Genomic DNA, 20,730 nt, shown 5'->3' with positions numbered 1-20,730 from the left:
TCCCGTTGACATGCAAGCAGTGACTTGCCTAATGTTGTCCGCGTGGGCGACGTGTTCAAGGCATTGGCCGATCCCACGCGCCGCACGATTCTCGACGAGCTGGTGGAGCGTGACGGACAGACCTTGTTCGAGATCTGTGGCCGGCTGACGACCAGACACGGCATCAGCTCGTCGCGCCAGGCGACGTCGCAGCATCTCGACGTACTGGAGGCCGCAGGCCTGATCGAGACCCGCCGCGAGGGCCGCTACAAGTTCCACCACGTCAACACCGCCCCCCTGGCGCAGATCGCCGAGCGGTGGTTGACGAGCACCGAAGGAGAAAGGGAAGCGCCATGAGAATCAGCTACGCGAGCATGTTGGTCGACGACCAGGACAGAGCACTGCGGTTCTACACCGAGGTGCTCGGGTTCGCCGTGAAGCACGACGTGCCGATGGGCGAGGCCCGCTGGATCACCGTCGTCTCCCCCGAGGACCCCGACGGCACCGAGCTCACCCTGGAACCCGACGAGCATCAGGCGGTGAAGCCGTTCAAGGACGCGCTGGTGGCCGACGGTATCCCCTACACCGCGTTCGTCGTCGACGATGTCGCGGCCGAATACGAGCGCCTCCGCGGCCTGGGTGTTCAGTTCACCCAGCCACCCACCGAGATGGGGCCTGTCACCACCGCGGTGCTCGATGACACGTGCGGGAACCTCGTTCAGATCCAGAGCACCGCAGATCGGCGGTGACAACCGGTCAGCCCGGGTCGCGGTCGGGCTGGTTCCGATTCCATTCGATCCAACCGATCCCGGTGCGCCCGTCGGCGGTGGTGACACTTCCCCAGGCCCGCGGGAACTGGCTCACCCGCCCGTCCGCTGACGTGAGTCCGACCGGGGCGTGGCCCTGCACGTCGATGGCCGCCGTGACACCCGCCGGGAGGTAGTCGAGTTCGGCGGAGACCGGCAATCCGTTGTCGCCGAACAGTGTTCGCGCCCGCACGGTGGACAGTTCCACCAGCGCTTCCCCGTCGCGTTGGACGTAGCCGGCCGAGAGCGGCGGCGCGCCGGGGATGAGGATCTCGACTCCGTGGACGTGGGTGCCGTCGTCGAGGTGCAGGGCACTCCACACCCAGTCCATGCTCCACCAGTCTCGCGCCGCCCAGGAGTGGTCCCGCTGACCGGGCACGTCCTGCAGTTCCCAGGTGCGGCCCTGGGCAGTGACGGATCCCGTGACCGTGCAGGGGATTTCGTACCGGGGCGACACCCGGTACTGGTAAGGCTGCCCGGCGGTGGTCCACGTGAGGTCCATGACGAGGTCGGCGGGCCGCCCCTTCTCCCCACGCAGCAGCGCACCGGGATCGTCGTACTCCTGGGCGTGCGCCTGCACAGCGACCCGGTAGGTCTTCAGTGCAGCGGTCGCCTCCTGCACCAGCTGGATCCCGTCCCCCTGTGCGCGGGTGTGGTCATCCGGGAGCGGCGCGGCGACGTCGACCGCAGCCAGGGTCGGCATACCGGGGCCGCACAGCAGCACATTGATCCAGGCGTGACCCTGATTCGGGATGAGCCCCAGCCGGATCCAGCCGCCGACGCCCTGCCCGGCGTCGGCGAAGTCGAAGTACCAGCTCTCACTCCACAGCGGCTCGTCGGTCGCTGCATGCCGGCCCTCGTCCTCGTCGCCGGGCTGCAGGGGCTCCGGTGTCGTCGGCGCCGGGAGGATGGAAAGCGCATCGGTGTCGAGAACGTGCTGGCAGTGCCGGGCGATCATGGCCATGAACATCTCGTCGCCGCGGTCGGTGCGCTCGACGAGCATCGGGGACACGATCGCCATGAGCACACCGAAAAAGCTCTGATGACGAACGCCTTCGCGCACGTCCTCGACGGTGACACCCGACTCGGGCCCGAGCGCTTCGTGATAGGCCCCGAGCAGTTCTGCGTAGTGCGTTTGACGCTGCTCGGTGGGGAGCGACCCACCTAGGAAGTACGCGACATCGGTGAAGGCCGGGCCCCAGGTGACGGTCTGCCAGTCCACCACCGTGAGTGGGCGGTCCGCGCCGTCCTGGCCGAACAGCATGTTGTCGAGGCGGAAATCGCCGTGGATCAGCCCACGGACTCCGCCGCTGTCCGCCTCGGCGGCGAGGTACGCGTCGAACGACTCGACCAGTCGCTCGCAGACATGACGGTGCTGTGGTGCGATGCGGTCCTGATAGCGGTCGATGTAGCCGGCGTACAGCGCGGTGATCAACCCCTGGTTGACCGGCGACTCCCGGTTGATCCAGTCCACACCCTCCATCGCCGGGTCGCCGAGCAGCGGCCCGTGCACGAGGCCGAGCTGAGTCAGTGCCAGCCGCGCCTGTTCCACTGTGGCGCCGCGGATCTCGTCGCCGACGGTCGCGGGGGCAGCATCCCCGAGCAGCAGGTCGAACGCGCCGCTCTCCGGGTCGTACGCGGCGTGGTGGCAGGGTGCGACCGGTCCGCCGAGACCCGGCGCGATGTCGGTGTAGAAGCCGACCTCCCGTTGGTAGAGGCCCATCGCCAACCCGGTCTGCCGACTGCTCGGGTCGGCCGCCGCGACCTTCAGTACCACCGAGGGCGGTCCTGCGCCGTCGAGGTAGTTCAGCGTGACGCGGTAGCACTCACTCATCTGTCCGGTGCCGATCCGGTCGACCGTGAAGTCCCCGACGGTCCCCTCTCCGATCGCCGACGTCAGCCACTCGGCAGTCAGATCAGCGGGCTTCTCCATCAGCTGTGGACGCGTCGACGGGCACACCCGGCCAACGTATAGCACCGCAGTGCCGCCGACGCGCACATCGAGGAAATTTCTTGACGGCCGTCAACTAACCGCGATTCGCGCTGTGTGTACCCGGCGCCGACTGCGGGTAGCCTGCGACTCGGCGTCGACGGAGGGGCAGATGAAAGTACTGATCACAGGTGGCACAGGGTTCGTCGGGGCGTGGACGGCCAAGGCGGTCCAGGACGCCGGACACCACGTTCGCTTTCTCGTCCGCAATCCCGACCGCTTGAATACCAGCGCCGCGCAGATCGACGCCGACATCACCGACCATGTGGTCGGCGACATCGCCGACGGCGAGGCCACAGCGGCTGCCCTCGACGGCTGCGACGCCGTGATCCATTGTGCGGCAATGGTGTCGACCGACCCCAGTCGCGCCGACGAGATGCTGCACACCAACCTCGAAGGGGCCCGCAACATCCTGGGGGGCGCCGTCAAAGCAGGCATCGACCCGATCGTCCACGTGTCCAGCTTCACGGCGTTGTTCCGGCCGGACCTCGACGTGCTGCACGCCGACCTTCCCGTGGTGGGCGGCAGCGACGGGTACGGCCGATCGAAGGCTGCCGTCGAGGCCTACGCCCGCGGGTTGCAGGACGCTGGCGCCCCGGTCAACATCACCTACCCCGGAATGGTGCTGGGCCCACCGGCCGGCGACCAGTTCGGCGAGGCGGCCGAAGGCGTCGAGGCATCGGTGAAGATGTTCGCGGTTCCCGGGCGCAGCGCCGCGTGGATCGTCATCGACGTCCGCGATCTGGCCGCGCTGCATGTCGCCCTGCTCGAGCCGGGCCGCGGCCCGCGCCGGTACATGGCCGGCGGCCGGCGGGTTCCGGTGTCCGACCTGGCATCGATGATCGGCACCGCGGCCGGCAGGTCACTGGCGGTGATCCCGGTCCCCGATGTGGCCCTGCGCAGTGCGGGACGTCTGTTCGACGTGGTGGGCCCGTACCTGCCGTTCGAGACGCCGATCAATTCGGCTGCGATGCAGTACTACACGCAGATGCCCGCGTCCGACGACGGGCCGAGCGAGCGCGACTTCGGGCTGATCCAGCGCGATCCCGCCGAGACCATCACCGACACCCTCGAAGGCCTGCGGGACGTCGGCAGGCTCTAGTCATTCTCCGGCGTGGCGAGCACGCCACGCAGGACCAGATCGGCCATGCGCTCTGCGGCGGACTCGATGTCCGTCACCTTCCGCACGCACACCGCGTACCACGCGGCGCCGGCGACCACGTCCATCACCGAATCCGCGTCGACGGAGGGACGGACCTCACCGGAGTCGACTCCGTGAGCCAATTGCTCGGCGAGCTGGCGCCGCGCGGCGGCCTCCAGACGGTCGTTGATCAGCCTGCGCATCGCAGGTTCGAGACGCAGATCGTGGAGTAGACCCGGAACTGCTTCGCGGACAACGGGATCGGCGTACATCATGAGCGCTCCCCGGCACAGCCTGGCGACCTCGGCGGCGATGTCGTCTTCGCACGGGGCCGGACCCAGATCCGGGAACGCCGCCTCATGGATGAGGTGGGCCTTGGACCGCCACCGCCGGTAGATCGCCGGGCGACTGACTTTGGCCGTCGCCGCGATCAGATCGATGGACGTCGCCGAGTAACCACGGGTCACCAGGAGCGTGCGCGTGGCTTCGAGGACTGCGTCGTTGATCGCAGGGTCGCGGCGGGAACCGTGGTGCCGGCGCCCGGCATTCCGAAGCGACGGCGAATCGGTGTCGCGGAGCGGCGATGTGCGGGATCTGTGCTCCATTGCCGTTCCCTTCTGCCCCGGAGGTCGTTACAGTGTGGCATACCAATTGTCGTTACAGCCGGTAACTACTGCGGCGGACGGGGTGGGCTCGATGACAGAAGACACCAGGCAGCTGGCAGCGGTCGGGGAAGACGGGCTCCATCTCTACACCTGCCCCCTGTGTGAAGCCATGTGCGGTCTGGAGATTCAGGTCCGAGACGGTCACGTCGCCGGCATCCGCCCGAACAGGGACGACACGTGGAGCCGCGGTCACATCTGCCCGAAGGGCGCCTCTCTGGGCTCACTGCACGAGGACCCCGATCGCATCCGCCGGCCGATGATCAAGGTCGACGGGCAATGGTATGAGGTGGACTGGGACACCGCGTTTCGCCGGTGCACCGAGCTGCTCGCCCCCGTCATCGACACATACGGTATCGGCGCGGTGACCGCGTACACCGGAAACCCGCTCGCACACTCGTTTTCGCTGGCCCGATACGCCGGAATCCTCCTCGGTCTGTCCGGTATGCCGATCACCTATTCGCCCGGCACCGTCGACCAGTGGCCGAAGAACCTCTCATCCCATCTGATGTACGGCGGCTGGTGGACGTTCCCGGTGCCCGACATCGAACGCACCGATCTGCTCGTCGTGATGGGTGCCAACCCGGCAGCGTCGCAGGGATCGCTCCTGGCCGCGCCGAACATCATGGGTCTCCTCGGGGCCATCCGCGCACGCGGGCGGGTGATCGTCATCGATCCGGTGCGGACCGCCACCGCAGAGCGCGCCGACGAGTGGCTACCGATCACCCCCGGCTCGGATGCTGCACTGCTGCTGGCCATCTCGCACACCCTGTTCGCTGAAGACCTCGTCGACGTCGGCACACTGGCACCGCACCTCGACGGCCTGGACACGGTGCGCGATGTCGTCGCCGACTGGCCACCGGAGCGCGTCGCCGACGCGACCGGCATCTGCGCCGAACGCATCAGGGCACTGGCCAGGGAACTGGCAGGAACTCCCCGCGCCGTCGTCTACGGCCGGATAGGTACGTGCAACCAGGAGTTCGGCAGCCTGGCGAGTTGGCTGGTCGACGTGGTCAACATCCTGACAGGTCATTTCGACGTGCCGGGCGGTGCGATGTTCCCGACGCCGGCCGCGTGGACGATCACGGCGCAGCCGATCCCCGGACTGGAGGACGGCGCACCGGATTTCGGCCGTTACCGGACCCGCGTCCGCGGCGCCAAGGAGGTGCTCGGCCAGGTCCCGGTTTCCTGCCTGGCCGAGGAGATCGCCACCCCGGGCGAGGGCCAGATCAAGGCGCTGATCACCGTCGCCGGCAATCCTGTGCTGTCCACGCCCGGCGGTCACCGGCTCGACGAGGCGCTGCCCGGTCTGGAAGCGATGATCTCGGTCGACCTGTGGCTCAACGAGACCACGCGGCACGCCGATGTCATCCTGCCGGGATGCTCACCGCTGGAACAGCCGCACCATGACGATCTGATCCTGAACTTCGCGATCAACAGCATCGCGAACTATTCGCCGCCGGTGTTCGCCAAGCCGGATCCGGCGGCGCCCGACGAATGGGAGATCCTGATCCGGCTCACCGGATTGTGTACCGGCACACCGGCCGAGGAGGTCGATATCGCGGCCATCGACGATGGATTCTTCGACTACATGTGCTTCACCCAGGGCCTCGACGGAGCCGAGATCCGCGCCCACTACGACCATGGCGGGCCCGAGCGGACCCTGGACCTGACGCTTCGGACCGGCCCGTTCGGCGACCGCTACGGAGACAACCCCGACGGGTTGACCCTGACGAAGCTGAAGTCGATGCCGAACGGGATCAACTACGGCCCCATGGTGTCGCGGGTCCCCGAGGTCCTCGGGACCGCCGACGGCAAGATCCGGCTGGCGCCGCGCTATCTTCTCGACGATCTGCCGCGGCTCGCGAGCCGGCTCACCCGCGCACCCGAAGAGTTGGTGTTGGTAAGTCGTCGCCACCTGCGTTCCAACAACTCCTGGTTGCACAACGTCGGACCGTTGATGAAAGGCCGGGATCGGTGCACGCTGCTGATTCACCGCGACGACGCGCGGCGCCGCGGTCTCACCGACGGGGACATGGCCGCGGTCAGGTCGTCCGGCGGGTGCATCGAGGTGCCCGTGGAGGTCACCGAGGCCATCAAGCCGGGCGTCGTGTCGATGCCGCACGGGTGGGGCCACGGCAAGGAGGGCACCCGCCTCGCCGTGGCGAACGAGGCGCCGGGGGTGAACACCAACGTCCTGTCCCCCCCGGATTTTCTCGACGAACCGTCGGGTAACGGCGCACTCAACGGAATCCCCGTTCAGGTCACATCGGTGTGACGAGACGCAGTCGCAACGCCGCCGCGGTGGCCGGCCCGACGATACCGTCAACGGTCAATCCAGGTGTCCGGCGCTGGAATTCGCGGACTGCGGCCTCGGTCAGCGGGCCGAACACACCGTCGATGTCCAATTCTCCCGCGTACGCGGCATAGGCGAACTTGAGGCGCCGTTGCAGTTCGGCGACCTGTGGGCCGGTGGATCCCCGGGACAGCAGGACGTCGGCGTACTCCCCCACCGGAACCGGCGGGCGGGGGGTCGGACCGCTTGGGACAGCACCGATTCGCGCCGCGATGTCAAGGCGCAGCCGGTCCATGTCGATCGCACCGGGGTCCCATTTGCCCTGCGCGCGTCCCGCGTATTCCTTGTGACCTATGGTGCGGCTCGCCGGTATACCGAGCCGGCGGCTGATCGCCGCGCAGCTGTCGACCATGGCGAAGTACTGCGCGTCGGGCCAATGGCGGCGATGCGGCGCAGTCGGTGATGTCCCGGAGTTGGCGCACTCGATGCCGATGGTGTGCCAGTTGCCCATGTTCGTGGGCAGCCACGGATACATGCCGACCCCGGCGTGCCACGCGACGCCCGCCGCGACGACGGTCACCGTGCCGTCCCGTGCGATGTGCAGTTGAGACAGCGGGCCGGGCAGGTCGGGGCGGCCGTGGGCGATCGATGCTGCGGTCGCGTTGTCCGAGCCGGTGTGGTGCACCATCACGCCGCGGATGTCCTTGAAATCGCCGTGCCCCCGCTGCCGCCAGCCGGGGAACTCGACGACCTCGACGCCTTCTGCGCGCAGGACGTCGGCCAGCCAGACCGCTTCAGAGCGCTGCGCCATACCGTGTCACCTCCTGCAGTTGGACGCCTCATCGAAGCACGCACGACCCCGGCCGTGATCCGTGCCCGTCCTGGTGTTTGCCGGACGCCACGCGGGGTAGCCGCGTCGGGTGACGACAGAACCGCCCGAGATCAACGACACACCCATCGTCCGGCGCGAGACGTCTGCATCACGGCAGCGTGTCTGGGACGTGATCGCCGACGGCTGGACCTACTCGCAGTGGGTCGTCGGCAACAGCAGAATGCGCGCCGTCGACCCGAACTGGCCGCAGCCCGGGAGCACCATCCACCACTCCATCGGTGTGTGGCCCGCGGTGATCAACGACAACACCGTCGTCGAATCCTCGGTTCCGGAGCGCGAACTGGTGCTGGTCGCCAACGGCCGGCCTTTCGGCAAGGCCCGAATCACGCTACGACTGCAGGATCTCGACAACGGCGGGTGCGTCATCGAGATGTCCGAGGTGCCGGTGTCCGCGCCGATGAAGTGGCTGCCCCACTCGCTGTCCCTGGCCGCGGTCTTCCCCCGCAATCGCGAGACCACCTGGCGGCTGGCCGCCATGGCCGAGCGCCGCACCTCGAATGACGTCTGACACCCCCGGCACCGTAAACGGGGCCGGCAGCGAAACAGCCGACGCCGTCGTGATCGGCGGGGGCCACAACGGACTCGTCGCCGCAGCCCTGCTCGCCGACGCGGGCTGGGACGTCGTGGTGCTGGAGGCGCAGAACGAGCCCGGGGGCGCCGTGCGCAGCGCCGAACTGGTCCCGGGGTTCGTCAGCGACCTCTACAGCGCGTTCTACCCGCTCTCGGCGGCCTCGCCCGCGCTGGCGTCCCTGTCCCTGGAGGACCACGGGCTGCGGTGGACCCATGCGCCCGCCGTCGTCGGCCACGCCTCATCCGCCGAGGACGACGACGCACCCGTCATCTACCGCGACATCGACCGCACCACAGCGGAATTCGAACGGCGCCAGCCCGGCGACGGCGATCGCTGGGTCGAAGCCTGCGCGCTGTTCCAGCGGATCAAGAGGCCTCTGCTCGAAACCCTGTTCGCCCCGTTCCCGCCCGTGCGTGGCCCTGCGGATCTGCTGCGCCGCATCGGATCTGCCGAGGCGCTGCGCCTGGCCCACCTGCTGCTCCTACCTGCCGGGGAGCTCGCGCGCCACCTCTTCGACGGCGAAGCCGCGCAGCTCCTCCTGCTGGGCAACGCGATGCATGCCGACGTCCCGGTCGACGCGCCGGGCAGCGGGGTCATGGGCTACCTGATGATGATGCTGGCCCAGGACGGAGGATTCCCCGTTCCCGTCGGCGGGGCGGGCGAACTGACGCGCGCCCTCGTCCACCGCGCGACCAGCGCTGGCGCACGCGTCGACTGCGGCCGACGGGTCGAGCGCATCGACGTGAGCGGACACCGCGCGACCGCGGTCCGGTGCGCGGACGGCAGCGTGGTGCGATGCCGACGCGCCGTGATCGCGAATACCTCCGCCCCACAGCTGTATCAGCAACTGCTTCCCCCCGACGTGCTACCCCACCGGTCCCGCGATCTCGACAGGTTCGTCTGGGACACCCCGGTACTCAAGATCAACTACGCACTCGACGCGCCGATCCCCTGGCGCTCGAAGAGTCTGAACGAGGCCGGGACGGTGCACCTCGGCGCTGACCACGCGGGGCTCATCCGATGGATGGCGGACCTGAACACCGGCACGCTGCCCCGACATCCGTTCCTGCTCTTCGGTCAGATGACGACGGCCGATCCGACCCGGTCACCGGCGGGCACCGAATCCGCTTGGGCGTACACGCATCTACCCCGCGGCCTCACCGACGACGCCTCGGCCGCCATAGTGTCGGAGGCGGTCGACGACGTGGTGGCTCGTCATGCCCCCGGCTTCGCCGATCATATCGTCGGTAAGGTCATTCAGCGCCCCTCGGATCTGGAACGCAGCGACGCCAACCTGCATGCCGGTGCCGTCAACGGCGGCACGTCACAGCTGTTCCAGCAGTTGATCTTTCGACCCCTTCCCGGACAGGGGCGGGCACAGACACCGCTGGACAACGTCTTTCTCGGTAGCGCCGCAGCCCCGCCGGGGGGCGGAGTTCACGGGATCTGCGGTCGCAACGCAGCGCGGGCGGCGCTGGCCGCCGACGGGCCTCTGGGATGGCCCCGCCGACGGCTGAACCGCGCAGCCTCCCGGCTGCTCGTGGGCTGACCCCGGGTCACGGCAGTCCACGGTTCGGCGTCTGCTCCGCGACGCCGTGCCGCAGCGGCGTGTTGGCTTCGGCCGCCGTGGACTCCTGCACCCGGGACCCACCGGGGGTCGACTCTATGCCGGGAGCCCGTCGGGGATCGCCGGAGGACGGCTCGGCGCCGCTGTCGAGTTCGCGCGCCCGGGCCTCCAGGATCTCCAGCACAGGCACGCGGGCGGCGTGGCCCGCTTCGTACACGAGCACCGCCTGCAGTTCGTCGTTGCTGAGCGAGCGGATGCGGTGCTGCAGATCGCCCAGGGTCATCTGGTCGTAGTCGGGCAGGGCGAGGTCGTTCGAATCTGTCATCGGTTCACCTTCTCTGAGTTGCTACTCGACCACCGGGAACAGCGATTCGCCGTCCTCTGGGGTGCCGTCGACCTGACCTTGGTGCACACCCGGACCCACGTCGGCGGGGTCGGATCCCAGGGCAGGCCCGTCGGTGGCGGAGGGGCCGTCGGCATCGTCGGGATCGATGTCGTCAGGAGTCACATCCGGCACTTCCTCGGCGAGTCGCTGGTCGAGCGATTCCCCCTGGCGCTCCTCTTCGCTCGACATGCCGAACTTGTCGGCGCCGCTCCAGTCGTCGGGCGGATCCACCACATCGTCGCCATCGGCGTTGCGGAGGTCGTCGGAATCGGTGGCTTCCATCGGGCTGAGCATGTCGTCGGCTCCACCCAGGTCGTTGGCCGTGGTCGCGCCGGCGTCGTCGGTGCTCACAGTCGTCTCCTTCTGTCCGTCTCGTTCACCGGGTTCATAGCCGCCGAGACAATCGCTAAACCCGGGCGTAGACGGCGGTGGGGTGGGTATGGCGGCGGTACAGATGGAGGTGACCCATGACGGGACCGGTGAGCAGTTCACAGGGATCGGGCGGGCAGGACCCCGATGCCGACCCCGAGATGAAGACATCCGGACAGGAACAGCCCGATCAGGCCGAGGGCGACGACGACGCCACCGAGACGCGCGGCTGAGTCAGCCCCTGCGCCGTCGCACGAGACGGGTGACGATCGCGCCAAGGATCAACCAGGGCCCCGTGGTGATGACGGGGTCCATCCACATGTGTTTGACGTCGGTGCGCTTCCGCCCGATCCGTGACTGACGCCCACCACGCGTCAGCTCGGCGCGCAGGCCCGCCTCGGCGATCGGGTTGTCGGGTGAACGGGAGAACAGCGCCGAAACGCGGTGTTCGACGACGTCGACCCGATCGGCGCCCAGCAGGATCAGCCAGTGCGCCGCTCTGCCCTCGCTGTACCGGTATGCCGCGCGCCGGATGACCCCCGACAGACCCCCCAGGGGCTGCGCGGTGCCGAACACCGGTGTCAGGAAACGGTGTTCGATCGATCGCTCCCGCGGCTGAGATTCCGACTGCCGCTCCGGGAAGTCCCAGTGCGCACCCGACTCCAGATCGTGGCGGAGTTTCGGGACGGACGGCCGGTCGCGCGGATCGAGGTCGGCCCCCCAGCCCGGGATGCTCGCCCGCAGCAGCGCGCTGTCGGGTGTCGGCGGGTGGGCTGCTGTGTAGACGGGCAGATTGTCGGCAGGCGTAGGCATGAGTGTGTGCGACCCTTCGTCAGTCTGTATCGAATACGACGACCGGCTTGATGCAGTCGTCGAGCTTGGCGGAGAACATGTGGTAGCCCTCGGCGATCTCCTCCAGCGGAATATGGTGGGTCACAATGTCACTCGGGGTGAGGTAACCCTGCTGGATATGGGAGAGCAGACGGGGCCATTGGCGCTTGACGGGGCATTGGTTGGCGTTGATCGTCAGACCCTTGTTCATCGCATCGCCGAACTTGACGGCGCTGAACATCGGGCCGTAGGCCCCCATCACCGACACGGTCCCGCCCTTGCGCACCGAATCGATCGCCCAGTTCAACGCGATCGGCGACCCACCCTGCAATTTGAGCTTGGCGGAGGTCACGTGCATGAGTAGGTTGCCGTCGGCCTCGGCACCCACCGCATCGATCACCACGTCCGCGCCCAGATAACCGGTGGCCTTCTTCATCTCGACGACGATGTCGTCGTACTCGACGAAGTTGAAGGTCTCCGCATGCGCGAACGACGCCGCCTTCTTCAGTCGGAAATCCAGGTGATCGACGACGATCACCCGCCCCGCGCCCATGAGCCATGACGACTTGGCGGCGAAAAGGCCCACGGGGCCGGCACCGAACACGATGACCGTGTCGCCCTCGGTGATGTCGCCGAGCTGCGCGCCGAAGTATCCCGTCGGCAGCGCGTCGGTGAGCATGAGGGCATCGTCGTCGCCCAGCCAGTCCGGGATCGTCACGGGTCCGACGTCGGCGAAGGGCACACGCACGAATTCCGCCTGGCCGCCGTCATATCCGCCACACGTGTGCGAGTAGCCGTAGATGCCGCCGACCGCGGTGGCGTTCGGGTTGACGTTGTGGCAGTTGGAATAGAGCCCGCGGGCGCAGAAGTAGCAGGAGCCGCAGAAGATGTTGAAGGGCACCATGACCCGGTCGCCGGGGACGAGGTTCTGCACCGAGGGACCGACCTCGTGCACGACGCCGATGAACTCGTGACCGAACGTGTGGCCCACCCGCGTATCGGGCATCATGCCGTGGTACAGGTGCAGATCCGAACCGCAGATCGCAGCGCGATGCACACGGACGATCGCATCGTTGGGGTGTTCGATGCGAGGAATGTCTTTGTCCTCCACCCGGATCCGATACGGTCCGCGGTAGGTCATCGCTTTCATCTGAGTCGTCTTTCTCTGAGCTGGAGGGACAAGGCGGGGCGAGGCGCCGTGCAGACCAATGACGGCGCCCCGCCCCTCGGGGGGATGTCCGTTACGTCTTGTCGGGATCCACCGCGTCCTTGAGCTTGCCCACCAGACCCTTTTCCGTACCGAAGGCCGGAGTGCGGGGCTCGCCCATCGCACCGTCATAGGTGCAGTAGAGCTTCGGGTCCGGCGGCGGCCCGGACTGCAGGTCGCCCAACGGTTGTGGGTCGGCCAGGAAGCGACCGGTGTGGCGGCCGTCCGGCAGCGGACCGTTGGCCCACCGGCCCTTGTCGGAATCCGCTCCGTCGGACAGGTGCCACAGGGTGCTGGCATGCTCGTCGAACTCTTCGTCGAAGAGATCGTTCGGGGCGATCACGCCCTCCAACCCGTCGGCCTGCAGCTCCTCGATCGCGGCGAGCCACATGTTCTGGTGGTAGGTGTCGCGGGCCAGGTTGAACTTCAGCATCGCCTTGACGCCCGGATCGTCGGTCATGTGCCACAGGCGTGCGGTCTGCACGCGGCCCTGCGCCTCGGCCGCGACATTGGCATAGAAGTCGGCGAGCAGATTTCCCGACGCCACAACGTATTTGCCGTTCCACGGTGATCCCTGGCTGTCCGACAGCGTCGGGGCGCCACCGGAGATGATCGCCTGCTGGGGATCCATACCGCCCATCACCGCGGCCACGACGGGATCGCCGAGCGCATTCTGGGTGGCGTCGGTGGCCGGTGCGCCCTCGAGCAACCGCGCACACATCGTCGCGATCATCTCCACGTGACCCATCTCTTCGGTGGCCACGTCCATGATCAGGTCTTTGTATTTGCCTTTCATACGACAGTTCCAGCCCTGCATCAGGTACTGCATGGTCACTGTCATCTCGCCGAACGCGCCTCCGAGCAGTTCCTGGAGTTTGCGGGCATATACGGGATCGGGCTGTTCGGGCTTGACGTCGAATTGCATGTAATCGGTATGGCGGAACATGGACTCCCCAGACATGGCCTAGATACGGATCTTGCTGGAATAGGTGTCGCGGCATCTGCTCAGCGGCGGCTCGAGCGAGATACCCCCACTCGTGCGGTTAAACCTTGATCACGACATGGATTTCCGAGTCGACGCCCACCCCGGCATCCTGCGTTTGACACCTGTCGGGCCGGGTATCGCGGCGTCATCCAATCAATCGCGCGAAATGGGGCGCAATGGCGACCATCACCCGAGAGACCACAATGACCCGAGAGCCGGCGATGACCCGAGAGCCGGCGACGGCATGCACGTTGCCTGAGGTCCTGAACGGTCTCGTCCGCCGGTGCACGCTTTCCCTGCCCAGCGCCGCAGGGTGCGGCGTGAACCTGCTGACCACCGACGGCAGGAGGATCACCTCGGCATCCTCGGACGGCGTCGGTGAGCGGCTCAATGCCCTGTACGACCGCTTCGCGGACAACCCCGGTGCTCACGCGTGGAGGAGTGGCGCCACGATCGCCACCACGACGATGCCGCATCTCGGCGCCTGGCCGGAATGGCTGGGGCAGGCGCGCGCTCTCGGTGTCGGATCGGTGCTCACCGCGGTCTTGAAGACGCAGGAGCGACGACTCGGCTACCTGCTGGCGTTCTCCGTCGACGCGAAGCCGTTCAGCCTGTCAGAGGCCGCCGTCTTTGCTGAGTTCGCGCGGGACGCCGCGTACCGAATCGCAGAGCGTCAGCTGGGGTCGAACATCCTGCCCGCCAAAGTTGTTGCTTGAGTCAAGAACTGGCGCCGGCGGGTGCCGTACTGCGGTCGGCATCGGCATCAACGTGGCCGGACGGCTCTGCACCTGCTGCGCGCCTGACGCGCAGTGTGTCGAGCGCGAACGCACCCCCGCCGGTGAAGACGAGCAGCAGAAAAGCGAAGCAGTAGAGAGCAGCCGAGTCGCCATCGTTCTGAATCGGGAACAGGCCGTCGGGTTGGTGTTTCCAGAAGTAAGCGACCGCCATCGTGCCGGAGGCGAGGAAAGCCGCTGCGCGCGTGAACAATCCGGACATCACGAGCAAGCCCGCCACCAGCTCGATGAGACCCGCCCACCAGGACGGCCACGCTGCGAACTCGGCAGCCTTTCCCCCGCCGTTCGGCCACCCGAAGATCTTGACCGTGCCGTGCAGGGTGAACAGAAAACCCACCACCACACGGAAGATGAACAATCCCAACGCTGGATCGAGCTTGAGAGCCCCTGCCACACGTGCCATGGCCACACGCTAAAACATGCCCGCGTTGCATGGCGGGCTACGTAGCAGCGGTCGGTACAACTCCCGTCGGTGGTCCGGGTCGGGGCGAGGACGATACCGTCGTGACCAGGACAGTGAATTGTCGATCAGATGAGGTGGGAGATGCAGTCATTCCGGCAAGCCGTCGAGGCACGAGACAGCTCGGCGATCGAGGCACTTCTGGCCGACGATGTCGTGTTCACCAGCCCGGTGGCGTTCAAGCCCTACCCCGGAAAACCCATCACCGCGGCGATCCTGCGCGCAGTGATGCGGGTGTTCGAGGATTTCCGCTATCTACGCGAGATCACGGACGGCGACGACCATGCGTTGGTCTTCGAAGCCACCGTGGCGGGCAAGCGGATCACCGGCTGCGATTTCATCCATGTCAACGACGACGGCCTGATCGACGACCTGATGGTGATGGTCCGCCCGCTCTCCGGGGCCACCGCACTGGCCGAAGCGATGGGCGCCCAGTTCGATCGCATCCAGCGGGAAGCGCTGGAAAGCAGCGACTGACCCCGATGCTCTCACCGGACACATACGTAACTTCGCGGTGAGAACCACTGGGGCACACAACAATGCAGCGTCCGAGCGCTATGGCTCCTCGGGCGGTTCGTCGTCTCTCTCGAGGAGGTATCTCTCGGGGTGGTGGTAGCTGTTGGTGCGGCGTTGGCCGTCCCCCGCAAGCGGGCGGTACCCCCAGTCGAGGTCGGGTGGGGGGATCCATTCGGTCTGATTTGCGGTGTTTTTGGCGGTGGTCCAGCCGGTGGTGTCGAGGAGGCGGTGATCGGCCGGGCAGGCGAAGGCGAGGTCGTCGATGTTGGTTTCCCCGCCGGCGGTCCAGTCGGTGACGGCGTGGTGGGCCTGGCTCCAGTAGCCCGGTGCGGTGCAGCCCGGGCGGGTGCAGCCCCGATCGCGAGCATGCAGCACGAGACGCTGCGCGGAGCTGGCGAGGCGTTTGGCCCGACCCAGGTACAGCGACTGTCCGGTGTGTCCGTCGTAGACGTACAGGTAGTGATGAGCCCGCGCGGCCATCCGGATCAGATCCGGCACCGGCAACAGGGAGCCGCCGCCGGTCACCGCGACCCCAGCACCGTTCTGCAGCTCTTGCAGTGTGGTGGACACGATCACCGTCACCGGGAGGCCGTTATGGGAGCCCAGCATCCCCGATTCCAGGGCCGACTGACACAGCATCTGGAACGCATCGTGGTAGCGCTGGCCCGCGGTCCGGGCATCAGGCTCATGGCCAGGTTCAGGGCCAGAGGCGTCAGCGTCGGGGCGGTAGGTGCCGGGGGCGGCCGCTTTGGCGGCGATCGCGTCCCACATCGCTCGCGCTTCGGGGGTGAGCCACCCCGACAGCCGGGAGTAGCCATCGCGTTGTTGGGGGCCGACGGTGAGGCCGCGCTTGCCCACCCGCTCTGACTCCGAGGGTTCGGGCCCGTCCTGATCGATCATCGCCGCCAACCGCTGCGCCGCCGCGCGCAACGCCTCAGGCCCCAAACCCGCGCCCAGTTCGGCCAGCTGGCGATCAGCCTGAGCCCGGGTATCGACATCAACCCACGACGGCAAGGCCGCATGAAACGCCGCGATCACCGCCACATGCTCCTCACCCAACACCCCGGCAGCCTGGGCGGCCGCGGTGGCCTCCCACACCGGCGCCAACGGTTCCCCGCTGATCGCCTGGCGTGGGCCCAACGTCTCGGCCCGGTCCACACGGCGCCGGGCATCACGGTCGCTGCAGCGCAGCGCGGTGGTCAACACCCGTTTCCACGACGACTCGCCGAGGCGATGCGGTTCGGTCTCGGCCTGCAGCCGCGCCAGGATCTGATGTTCCAGCGCCGGCACGCTGCGCAGCACCGTCGTCACCTCGGCCAGCAGCCCGATCAGCTCCCGATGCGACAACTCCTCACACGCCTTGCCCAACACTGCGAGCTGCTCGCCGATCACAGCGACCGCCTCCGACACCAACTCCATACATCGAACACTAGTTCGAACCACCGACAAGTCGGCTAGCATCGAAGTGTCTTCTCTTAGGACATCGCTGACAGTTCTGAAGCGGGACGTCGGCGACTGTTCGGTTGTCCTTGCTGGTAACACTTCTGGCCCGAGGCTGCGGTCGTGGCAGTCAATCAACCCATTGAGCCTGTCGTGCGTCTGGCGATTTCTCAGTGGCCCGATGACGCGCCCCGCGGGCCGTCTCGACGTTTGCCTCGAACAGGGCATCTCCCGAAAGTCGTTCTACGTGCTGCCCAGGCGAGCGCAAACCGAGGGGCTGGCGGCGGTGCTCGAGCCCAGGACTCGCGACCGATGTCGAGCGTGAAATCGAGCAACGAGGTCAAGACTCAGGCCGTAGCGGTACCCGCGATGGGTCTGCAGCACATCCCTCTACGGCGGCGCTGGCCCGCATTTTCCGCGAAAGCCAGTGTGGCTCGTCGCCAATCACCGAAAAGGCTCCGCTCGGCATCACCGAAGTCCTGATGCAGAACTATCACCGATATGCCGAGACATCACCCGGCCCGCGCCCGGCACGAGACGTCAGGAGCGGAAGAACTCCAAGAGGTCGGCGTTGATCACGTCGGCGTGCGTGGTGGGCATGCCATGCGGAAATCCGTTGTAGGTCTTGAGGATTCCGTTGGACAGGAGTTCGGCCGACAGGGGCCCGGCATCGGCATACGGCACGATCTGATCGTCGTCGCCGTGCATCACCAGCACCGGAAGCCGGATCTTCGTCAGATCGTCGGTGAAATCGGTCTGCGAGAACGCGACGATGCCGTCGTAGTGTGCTTTCGCGCCGCCCTGCATGCCCTGACGCCACCAGTTGGCGATGATTCCCTCGACGGGCTCGACGCCGTCGCGGTTGAAGCCGTAGAACGGGCCCTCCGGAACATCCCGGTAGAAGCCGGCGCGATTCGTGGCGACCTGATGCTGGAAATCGTCGAACGCCGCTTTGGGCAGCCCACCGGGATTCGTCTCGGTCTGCACCATGAGCGGCGGGACCGCCGCGATGATCGCCGCCTTGACCGCACGGCTCTCGCCGTGGCGCGCAAGGTAACGCACGACCTCGCCGCCTCCCGTGGAATGGCCGACGTGAATGGCGTCGCGGAGGTCGAGGTGCTCGACGACAGCGGCCAGATCGTCGGCGTAGTGGTCCATGTCGTGGCCGTCGGCCACCTGACTGGAGCGACCGTGCCCTCGGCGGTCGTGGGCGACGACGCGGTACCCCTGGGCGAGAAAGAACATCATCTGCGCATCCCAGTCGTCGGCCGACAGCGGCCAGCCGTGACTGAACACGATCGGCTGGCCCGATCCCCAGTCCTTGTAGAAGACCTCGACGCCGTCGCTGGTGGTGACCGTGGGCATGGCAGCGACACTACTACCGAACGGTGCTGCGCGAGCGGGACCGAACAGGCCGTTGACGAGGGGGAACGGCGTGCTGTCACGGGGCCGGCGATTTGCTTCGCGTCCGCGTCCCCAGCGGTACGATCCCCTTCGTGCGGACCACGCGGGCCATGGCGTCGATCGGGTTTTCTCTCGTGACACTCGGTCTGGCCGCGCTGTCCCAACCACAGGCCGCGTCGGCGGATGTCTGCGGTTCGGTAGGCGGACGGCATGTGTCGGTCAACGCGTGCGGCAACGTCGCCGACGCCATCGCACCCTGGGTTCCGCCGCCCGCGGCGTACGCGCCGTTGCCCGAGGATTACAGCGCGGCACCGCCGCCACCGCCCCCACCACCGCCGAATGTGAGCGTGTGCGCGAACATCGGACGGCGAGTCTCGGTCAGCGGGTGCATTTAGGGACGTCGCTGGACGTCGCTGTGCAGCGGAGCCGCCCGCGGCCGGCTGACCCCTATTCGTAGTCGATGTCGCCGACCCCGAACCGGCGTGTGGAGAAGTCGATCTGCGCGGCGGGGTTGGCGATGGCCGTCGTGAGCCCGGCGCCGAATGGGCCGGCGCTGTCGAAGAGCGTGGCCGTGCCGACGGCCAGGCCCGCGGCGGCGTGATGGGTGTCGGCCTGGATTCCGATCCATTCGTCGACCGGCAGCCGCGACAGCGCCACGGTCAGGTCACCGTTGATGTAACCGACACCGGCCGTCCCGAGGTTGGTCACCAGGCTTGTCGCCTCGGCGACCATCGCCGCTCGCACGAACGGCGAGTTCGCCTCGCCCCGCATGACAGCGATCCCGTCGTTGTAGAACCGTTTGCGCGAGGCGTTCTGGTGTTCGCCCGGGGACCGGGTCCAGCCTGCGTCGTCACTGCCCACGAACGGCAGAATCGTGCCGTCGGGGCCCGGGGCGTCCGGAAACGCCTGATCCGCGTGCCAGAGCTCGCCCGGCGGCGGCGCAGAAGGCCGGTACTGGATCAAGGTCGCCCTCGCGACAGGCCGATCATCCTGCACCACATCGCATTCGGCGCTGCGCACCCGGCGTCCGTCACGGACCACGCGAACCTCCACGGTGGTGCGGACGTTGCGAGCGGCCCGAAACAGGTCGACCGTCAGACGGGCGGGAAGGAACTCCGCCGATCCGGTCTGCTGTTCGAGAACCCGCGCCGCGAGGCCCACCACGGCCGGACCATTCAGATGGTCCTCGCCCCAATGGCTCTGAGCGTATTTCGTCGGGGTGAACCCGCCCTCGGATTCGGTGAAGTGCGCCGCGATCTCGCCGGCGTCGCTCGGTTGCTGCTGCACACATCCAGTAGACCGTGACGACGCCCGGGCTGCCGCGCCGGGGTCGGCGATCATCCCGACTATCGGTCCGAGGCGGCCTCGGACTCTTCTTCCTTGACCCTCGTTCCCGTGTCCTGGCCCGGGCGCCGCCCTCGCAGGATGAACGCCGCCAGCGCCAGGACGAGAACCACACCCCCGAGCACGCCGATCTCCACGACGGCGCGCGCGAAGTTGGGGCCCTTGTCGAGCAGCGTCGCGGCCTCGACCGACAGCACGACGATCTCCTTGATTCCCGCGAGCATCCCGACGATGAGGAACGGTTCGGCGACGATCTCGTGGGAGCGCAGCGATGTCCGCACCGCGTAGAGCAGCTCGACGAAGATGAAGATCAGCAGTAGTCCGTCGAGGATCTCCAGCATGATCGTGTTGGCTGGGGTGTTGCGCAGCCTCAGCATCGTGTTGAACTGACTCACCAGCAGCGCACCGGAACCGATGACGAGCATCACCGCGATGGCCCAGTAGATCGCGTCTTCGAGCGCGCTCAGAATGCGGTCGGCCAGGCGCTGACGCTCTTCGGGCTCCTCCGACTTCTCGGTCACGCGCGTGCCTCAGCGATTCAGTTGCCAGATGCGCGTCGACAACACCGTCGCGAACGCACACCACAGGGGATACAGCGAAAGTGCTGCGCCGGCCTTGGGATTCACTGCGGCGGCGCGGCGGGTGAGATCGGCGCTGCTGACAGTCAACGCGCCCGACAGCAGTGACGCTGCTCCGAGCTGACGCCGATTGAAGAAGACCCAACTCCACCCCGCGTTGAGGGCCAGGTTCAGGCCGAGCGCCCGGGTGTAGGCGCGTGCCTGCTCGCTGTCCCCACGGTCGGACAGGGTGTCGAGCGTCGACGCCGACACGCCGGCGATGTCGGAGTACAGGATGTTCCACGCGATCGGGAACGCCTGGCGGGGCGGCTGGAACCCCGGCTTCTTGAGCCGCCCGTACCACGGCGACTGCACGGCGGGCCGCGTCGCCAGCGCGCCTGCGGCAGCCGCGGCGAATGATCCGGCCGCGGTCTTGGCGAGGGTGGATGGGCGCATGTGGTGTCCTTTCCGGCGGACGCTGCCTGTTCGGGCAGTGTCAGCTGTGACGCTAGCGGCAGTGTCAGTACCCCGTGC

Annotated in this window: 24 protein-coding genes and 1 pseudogene; 11 read left to right on the top strand and 14 right to left on the bottom strand. The window is 67.5% G+C overall.

All coding sequences use genetic code 11. The features are described 5' to 3' along the window. The first annotated feature begins 42 nt into the window (after positions 1–42). Together FHR72_RS22545 and FHR72_RS22540 are read left to right on the top strand one after the other, a co-directional pair. Positions 43–336, top strand: coding sequence for an ArsR/SmtB family transcription factor (locus FHR72_RS22545; protein ID WP_183472412.1), 294 nt, complete (start codon positions 43–45; stop codon positions 334–336). Further along, a complete protein-coding gene (locus FHR72_RS22540; protein WP_183472409.1) occupies positions 333–728 on the top strand; it encodes a VOC family protein in 396 nt (131 codons plus the stop codon). Before FHR72_RS22545 ends, FHR72_RS22540 begins: the two co-directional genes overlap by 4 nt. 7 nt (positions 729–735) lie before the next feature. On the opposite strand, the gene FHR72_RS22535 is transcribed toward FHR72_RS22540, so the two are convergent. Beyond that, positions 736–2,718, bottom strand: a complete 1,983-nt coding sequence (locus FHR72_RS22535) for a DUF7064 domain-containing protein (RefSeq protein WP_183472405.1) — start codon at positions 2,716–2,718, stop codon at positions 736–738. 169 nt (positions 2,719–2,887) lie between these two features. Between FHR72_RS22535 and FHR72_RS22530 the strand changes: the two genes are divergently transcribed. Continuing rightward, complete coding sequence (locus FHR72_RS22530; protein ID WP_183472402.1) at positions 2,888–3,877, top strand: SDR family NAD(P)-dependent oxidoreductase; 990 nt, start codon at positions 2,888–2,890, stop codon at positions 3,875–3,877. Here the strand turns inward: FHR72_RS22530 and FHR72_RS22525 are convergent. Continuing rightward, positions 3,874–4,521, bottom strand: a complete 648-nt coding sequence (locus FHR72_RS22525) for a TetR/AcrR family transcriptional regulator (RefSeq protein ID WP_183472399.1) — start codon at positions 4,519–4,521, stop codon at positions 3,874–3,876. The two genes, FHR72_RS22530 and FHR72_RS22525, sit on opposite strands and share 4 nt — an antisense overlap. 91 nt (positions 4,522–4,612) lie before the next feature. On the opposite strand from FHR72_RS22525, the gene FHR72_RS22520 reads away from it, so the two are divergent. Further along, entirely contained in the window at positions 4,613–6,856 is a 2,244-nt protein-coding gene (locus FHR72_RS22520) for a molybdopterin-dependent oxidoreductase (protein ID WP_183472397.1), read from the top strand. On the opposite strand, the gene FHR72_RS22515 is transcribed toward FHR72_RS22520, so the two are convergent. Next, on the bottom strand, positions 6,843–7,685 hold the full coding sequence (locus FHR72_RS22515) for a peptidoglycan recognition protein family protein (protein ID WP_183472395.1): 843 nt from the start codon (positions 7,683–7,685) through the stop codon (positions 6,843–6,845). The genes FHR72_RS22520 and FHR72_RS22515 overlap by 14 nt on opposite strands. Before the next feature lie 109 nt (positions 7,686–7,794). Here FHR72_RS22515 and FHR72_RS22510 point away from each other — a divergent pair, with 109 nt between their 5' ends. After that, on the top strand, positions 7,795–8,274 hold the full coding sequence (locus FHR72_RS22510) for an SRPBCC family protein (protein ID WP_183472393.1): 480 nt from the start codon (positions 7,795–7,797) through the stop codon (positions 8,272–8,274). Next, a complete protein-coding gene (locus FHR72_RS22505) occupies positions 8,264–9,886 on the top strand; it encodes a phytoene desaturase family protein (protein WP_183472391.1) in 1,623 nt (540 codons plus the stop codon). The genes FHR72_RS22510 and FHR72_RS22505 overlap by 11 nt, the downstream gene beginning before the upstream one ends. Positions 9,887–9,893: 7 nt before the next feature. Here the strand turns inward: FHR72_RS22505 and FHR72_RS22500 are convergent, their stop codons facing one another. Both FHR72_RS22500 and FHR72_RS22495 read right to left on the bottom strand, forming a co-directional pair. Continuing rightward, positions 9,894–10,229, bottom strand: a complete 336-nt coding sequence (locus FHR72_RS22500) for a DUF8129 domain-containing protein (protein WP_183472389.1) — start codon at positions 10,227–10,229, stop codon at positions 9,894–9,896. Positions 10,230–10,250: 21 nt separating this feature from the next. Then, positions 10,251–10,583, bottom strand: coding sequence for a hypothetical protein (locus FHR72_RS22495; RefSeq protein WP_221194271.1), 333 nt, complete (start codon positions 10,581–10,583; stop codon positions 10,251–10,253). Between the two features lie 173 nt (positions 10,584–10,756). On the opposite strand from FHR72_RS22495, the gene FHR72_RS26665 reads away from it, so the two are divergent. Further along, positions 10,757–10,891 (top strand): hypothetical protein, encoded by a 135-nt coding sequence (locus FHR72_RS26665; protein ID WP_260156178.1) that lies wholly within the window; start codon positions 10,757–10,759, stop codon positions 10,889–10,891. A gap of 1 nt (position 10,892) precedes the next feature. Here the strand turns inward: FHR72_RS26665 and FHR72_RS22490 are convergent, their stop codons facing one another. The 3 genes from FHR72_RS22490 to FHR72_RS22480 all read right to left on the bottom strand — a co-directional run bounded on the left by FHR72_RS22490 (position 10,893) and on the right by FHR72_RS22480 (position 13,642). Continuing rightward, positions 10,893–11,471 (bottom strand): hypothetical protein, encoded by a 579-nt coding sequence (locus FHR72_RS22490; RefSeq protein ID WP_183472384.1) that lies wholly within the window; start codon positions 11,469–11,471, stop codon positions 10,893–10,895. Positions 11,472–11,490: 19 nt separating this feature from the next. Then, a complete protein-coding gene (locus FHR72_RS22485) occupies positions 11,491–12,639 on the bottom strand; it encodes a zinc-dependent alcohol dehydrogenase (protein WP_183472381.1) in 1,149 nt (382 codons plus the stop codon). 91 nt (positions 12,640–12,730) lie between these two features. Further along, the gene (locus tag FHR72_RS22480) at positions 12,731–13,642 is read right to left on the bottom strand and encodes a manganese catalase (protein WP_183472506.1); all 912 of its coding nucleotides are present in this window, start codon (positions 13,640–13,642) and stop codon (positions 12,731–12,733) included. A 359-nt stretch (positions 13,643–14,001) separates the two neighbouring features. Here FHR72_RS22480 and FHR72_RS22475 point away from each other — a divergent pair, with 359 nt between their 5' ends. Next, complete coding sequence (locus tag FHR72_RS22475) at positions 14,002–14,397, top strand: hypothetical protein (RefSeq protein ID WP_183472377.1); 396 nt, start codon at positions 14,002–14,004, stop codon at positions 14,395–14,397. Between the two features lies 1 nt (position 14,398). Here the strand turns inward: FHR72_RS22475 and FHR72_RS22470 are convergent, their stop codons facing one another. Continuing rightward, the gene (locus FHR72_RS22470) at positions 14,399–14,878 is read right to left on the bottom strand and encodes a DoxX family protein (RefSeq protein ID WP_183472374.1); all 480 of its coding nucleotides are present in this window, start codon (positions 14,876–14,878) and stop codon (positions 14,399–14,401) included. A 141-nt stretch (positions 14,879–15,019) separates the two neighbouring features. On the opposite strand from FHR72_RS22470, the gene FHR72_RS22465 reads away from it, so the two are divergent. Beyond that, positions 15,020–15,412: a nuclear transport factor 2 family protein gene (locus FHR72_RS22465; RefSeq protein ID WP_183472370.1), complete on the top strand. Its 393-nt coding sequence runs from the start codon at positions 15,020–15,022 to the stop codon at positions 15,410–15,412. 78 nt (positions 15,413–15,490) lie between these two features. Here the strand turns inward: FHR72_RS22465 and FHR72_RS22460 are convergent, their stop codons facing one another. Then, positions 15,491–16,870, bottom strand: a complete 1,380-nt coding sequence (locus FHR72_RS22460) for an HNH endonuclease signature motif containing protein (RefSeq protein ID WP_183472367.1) — start codon at positions 16,868–16,870, stop codon at positions 15,491–15,493. Positions 16,871–17,014: 144 nt separating this feature from the next. Between FHR72_RS22460 and FHR72_RS26880 the strand changes: the two are divergent. After that, positions 17,015–17,359, top strand: a pseudogene (locus FHR72_RS26880) (IS481 family transposase); the annotation flags it as partial. 72 nt (positions 17,360–17,431) lie between these two features. On the opposite strand, the gene FHR72_RS22455 reads toward FHR72_RS26880, so the two are convergent. Next, positions 17,432–18,256 (bottom strand): alpha/beta fold hydrolase, encoded by an 825-nt coding sequence (locus FHR72_RS22455; protein WP_183472364.1) that lies wholly within the window; start codon positions 18,254–18,256, stop codon positions 17,432–17,434. Between the two features lie 149 nt (positions 18,257–18,405). Here FHR72_RS22455 and FHR72_RS22450 point away from each other — a divergent pair, with 149 nt between their 5' ends. After that, the gene (locus tag FHR72_RS22450; protein WP_221194270.1) at positions 18,406–18,690 is read left to right on the top strand and encodes a hypothetical protein; all 285 of its coding nucleotides are present in this window, start codon (positions 18,406–18,408) and stop codon (positions 18,688–18,690) included. A 52-nt stretch (positions 18,691–18,742) separates the two neighbouring features. Here FHR72_RS22450 and FHR72_RS22445 read toward each other — a convergent pair whose 3' ends face one another. Genes FHR72_RS22445 through FHR72_RS22435 form a run of 3 tightly spaced genes read right to left on the bottom strand, consistent with a single transcriptional unit; the run spans position 18,743 to position 20,652 of the window. After that, positions 18,743–19,582: an acyl-CoA thioesterase domain-containing protein gene (locus FHR72_RS22445; RefSeq protein WP_311736232.1), complete on the bottom strand. Its 840-nt coding sequence runs from the start codon at positions 19,580–19,582 to the stop codon at positions 18,743–18,745. Between the two features lie 59 nt (positions 19,583–19,641). Continuing rightward, positions 19,642–20,160 carry a phosphate-starvation-inducible PsiE family protein gene (locus FHR72_RS22440; protein ID WP_183472356.1) on the bottom strand — a complete coding sequence of 173 codons (519 nt, stop codon included), beginning with the start codon at positions 20,158–20,160 and terminating at the stop codon, positions 19,642–19,644. Positions 20,161–20,169: 9 nt separating this feature from the next. Next, positions 20,170–20,652, bottom strand: coding sequence for a TspO/MBR family protein (locus tag FHR72_RS22435; protein WP_183472353.1), 483 nt, complete (start codon positions 20,650–20,652; stop codon positions 20,170–20,172). Between the last annotated feature and the right edge of the window lie 78 nt (positions 20,653–20,730).

Origin of the sequence: Mycolicibacterium iranicum, from assembly GCF_014190915.1 — a bacterium.
Taxonomy (GTDB): domain Bacteria; phylum Actinomycetota; class Actinomycetes; order Mycobacteriales; family Mycobacteriaceae; genus Mycobacterium; species Mycobacterium iranicum_B.
Note: the sequence above shows the minus strand (reverse complement) of the source record. Positions and strands in the feature narration are given on the sequence as shown.

Excerpts from the sequence above, each read along its gene's own strand:
- FHR72_RS22540 (WP_183472409.1), top strand. The coding sequence starts at position 333 with ATGAGAATCAGCTACGCGAGCATGTTGGTCGACGACCAGGACAGAGCA.
- FHR72_RS22535 (WP_183472405.1), bottom strand. The coding sequence starts at position 2,718 with ATGGAGAAGCCCGCTGATCTGACTGCCGAGTGGCTGACGTCGGCGATC.
- FHR72_RS22530 (WP_183472402.1), top strand. The coding sequence starts at position 2,888 with ATGAAAGTACTGATCACAGGTGGCACAGGGTTCGTCGGGGCGTGGACG.
- FHR72_RS22525 (WP_183472399.1), bottom strand. The coding sequence starts at position 4,521 with ATGGAGCACAGATCCCGCACATCGCCGCTCCGCGACACCGATTCGCCG.
- FHR72_RS22520 (WP_183472397.1), top strand. The coding sequence starts at position 4,613 with ATGACAGAAGACACCAGGCAGCTGGCAGCGGTCGGGGAAGACGGGCTC.
- FHR72_RS22515 (WP_183472395.1), bottom strand. The coding sequence starts at position 7,685 with ATGGCGCAGCGCTCTGAAGCGGTCTGGCTGGCCGACGTCCTGCGCGCA.
- FHR72_RS22505 (WP_183472391.1), top strand. The coding sequence starts at position 8,264 with ATGACGTCTGACACCCCCGGCACCGTAAACGGGGCCGGCAGCGAAACA.
- FHR72_RS22500 (WP_183472389.1), bottom strand. The coding sequence starts at position 10,229 with ATGACAGATTCGAACGACCTCGCCCTGCCCGACTACGACCAGATGACC.
- FHR72_RS22495 (WP_221194271.1), bottom strand. The coding sequence starts at position 10,583 with ATGCTCAGCCCGATGGAAGCCACCGATTCCGACGACCTCCGCAACGCC.
- FHR72_RS26665 (WP_260156178.1), top strand. The coding sequence starts at position 10,757 with ATGACGGGACCGGTGAGCAGTTCACAGGGATCGGGCGGGCAGGACCCC.
- FHR72_RS22490 (WP_183472384.1), bottom strand. The coding sequence starts at position 11,471 with ATGCCTACGCCTGCCGACAATCTGCCCGTCTACACAGCAGCCCACCCG.
- FHR72_RS22485 (WP_183472381.1), bottom strand. The coding sequence starts at position 12,639 with ATGAAAGCGATGACCTACCGCGGACCGTATCGGATCCGGGTGGAGGAC.
- FHR72_RS22480 (WP_183472506.1), bottom strand. The coding sequence starts at position 13,642 with ATGTTCCGCCATACCGATTACATGCAATTCGACGTCAAGCCCGAACAG.
- FHR72_RS22470 (WP_183472374.1), bottom strand. The coding sequence starts at position 14,878 with ATGGCACGTGTGGCAGGGGCTCTCAAGCTCGATCCAGCGTTGGGATTG.
- FHR72_RS22465 (WP_183472370.1), top strand. The coding sequence starts at position 15,020 with ATGCAGTCATTCCGGCAAGCCGTCGAGGCACGAGACAGCTCGGCGATC.
- FHR72_RS22460 (WP_183472367.1), bottom strand. The coding sequence starts at position 16,870 with ATGGAGTTGGTGTCGGAGGCGGTCGCTGTGATCGGCGAGCAGCTCGCA.
- FHR72_RS22455 (WP_183472364.1), bottom strand. The coding sequence starts at position 18,256 with ATGCCCACGGTCACCACCAGCGACGGCGTCGAGGTCTTCTACAAGGAC.
- FHR72_RS22450 (WP_221194270.1), top strand. The coding sequence starts at position 18,406 with ATGGCGTCGATCGGGTTTTCTCTCGTGACACTCGGTCTGGCCGCGCTG.
- FHR72_RS22435 (WP_183472353.1), bottom strand. The coding sequence starts at position 20,652 with ATGCGCCCATCCACCCTCGCCAAGACCGCGGCCGGATCATTCGCCGCG.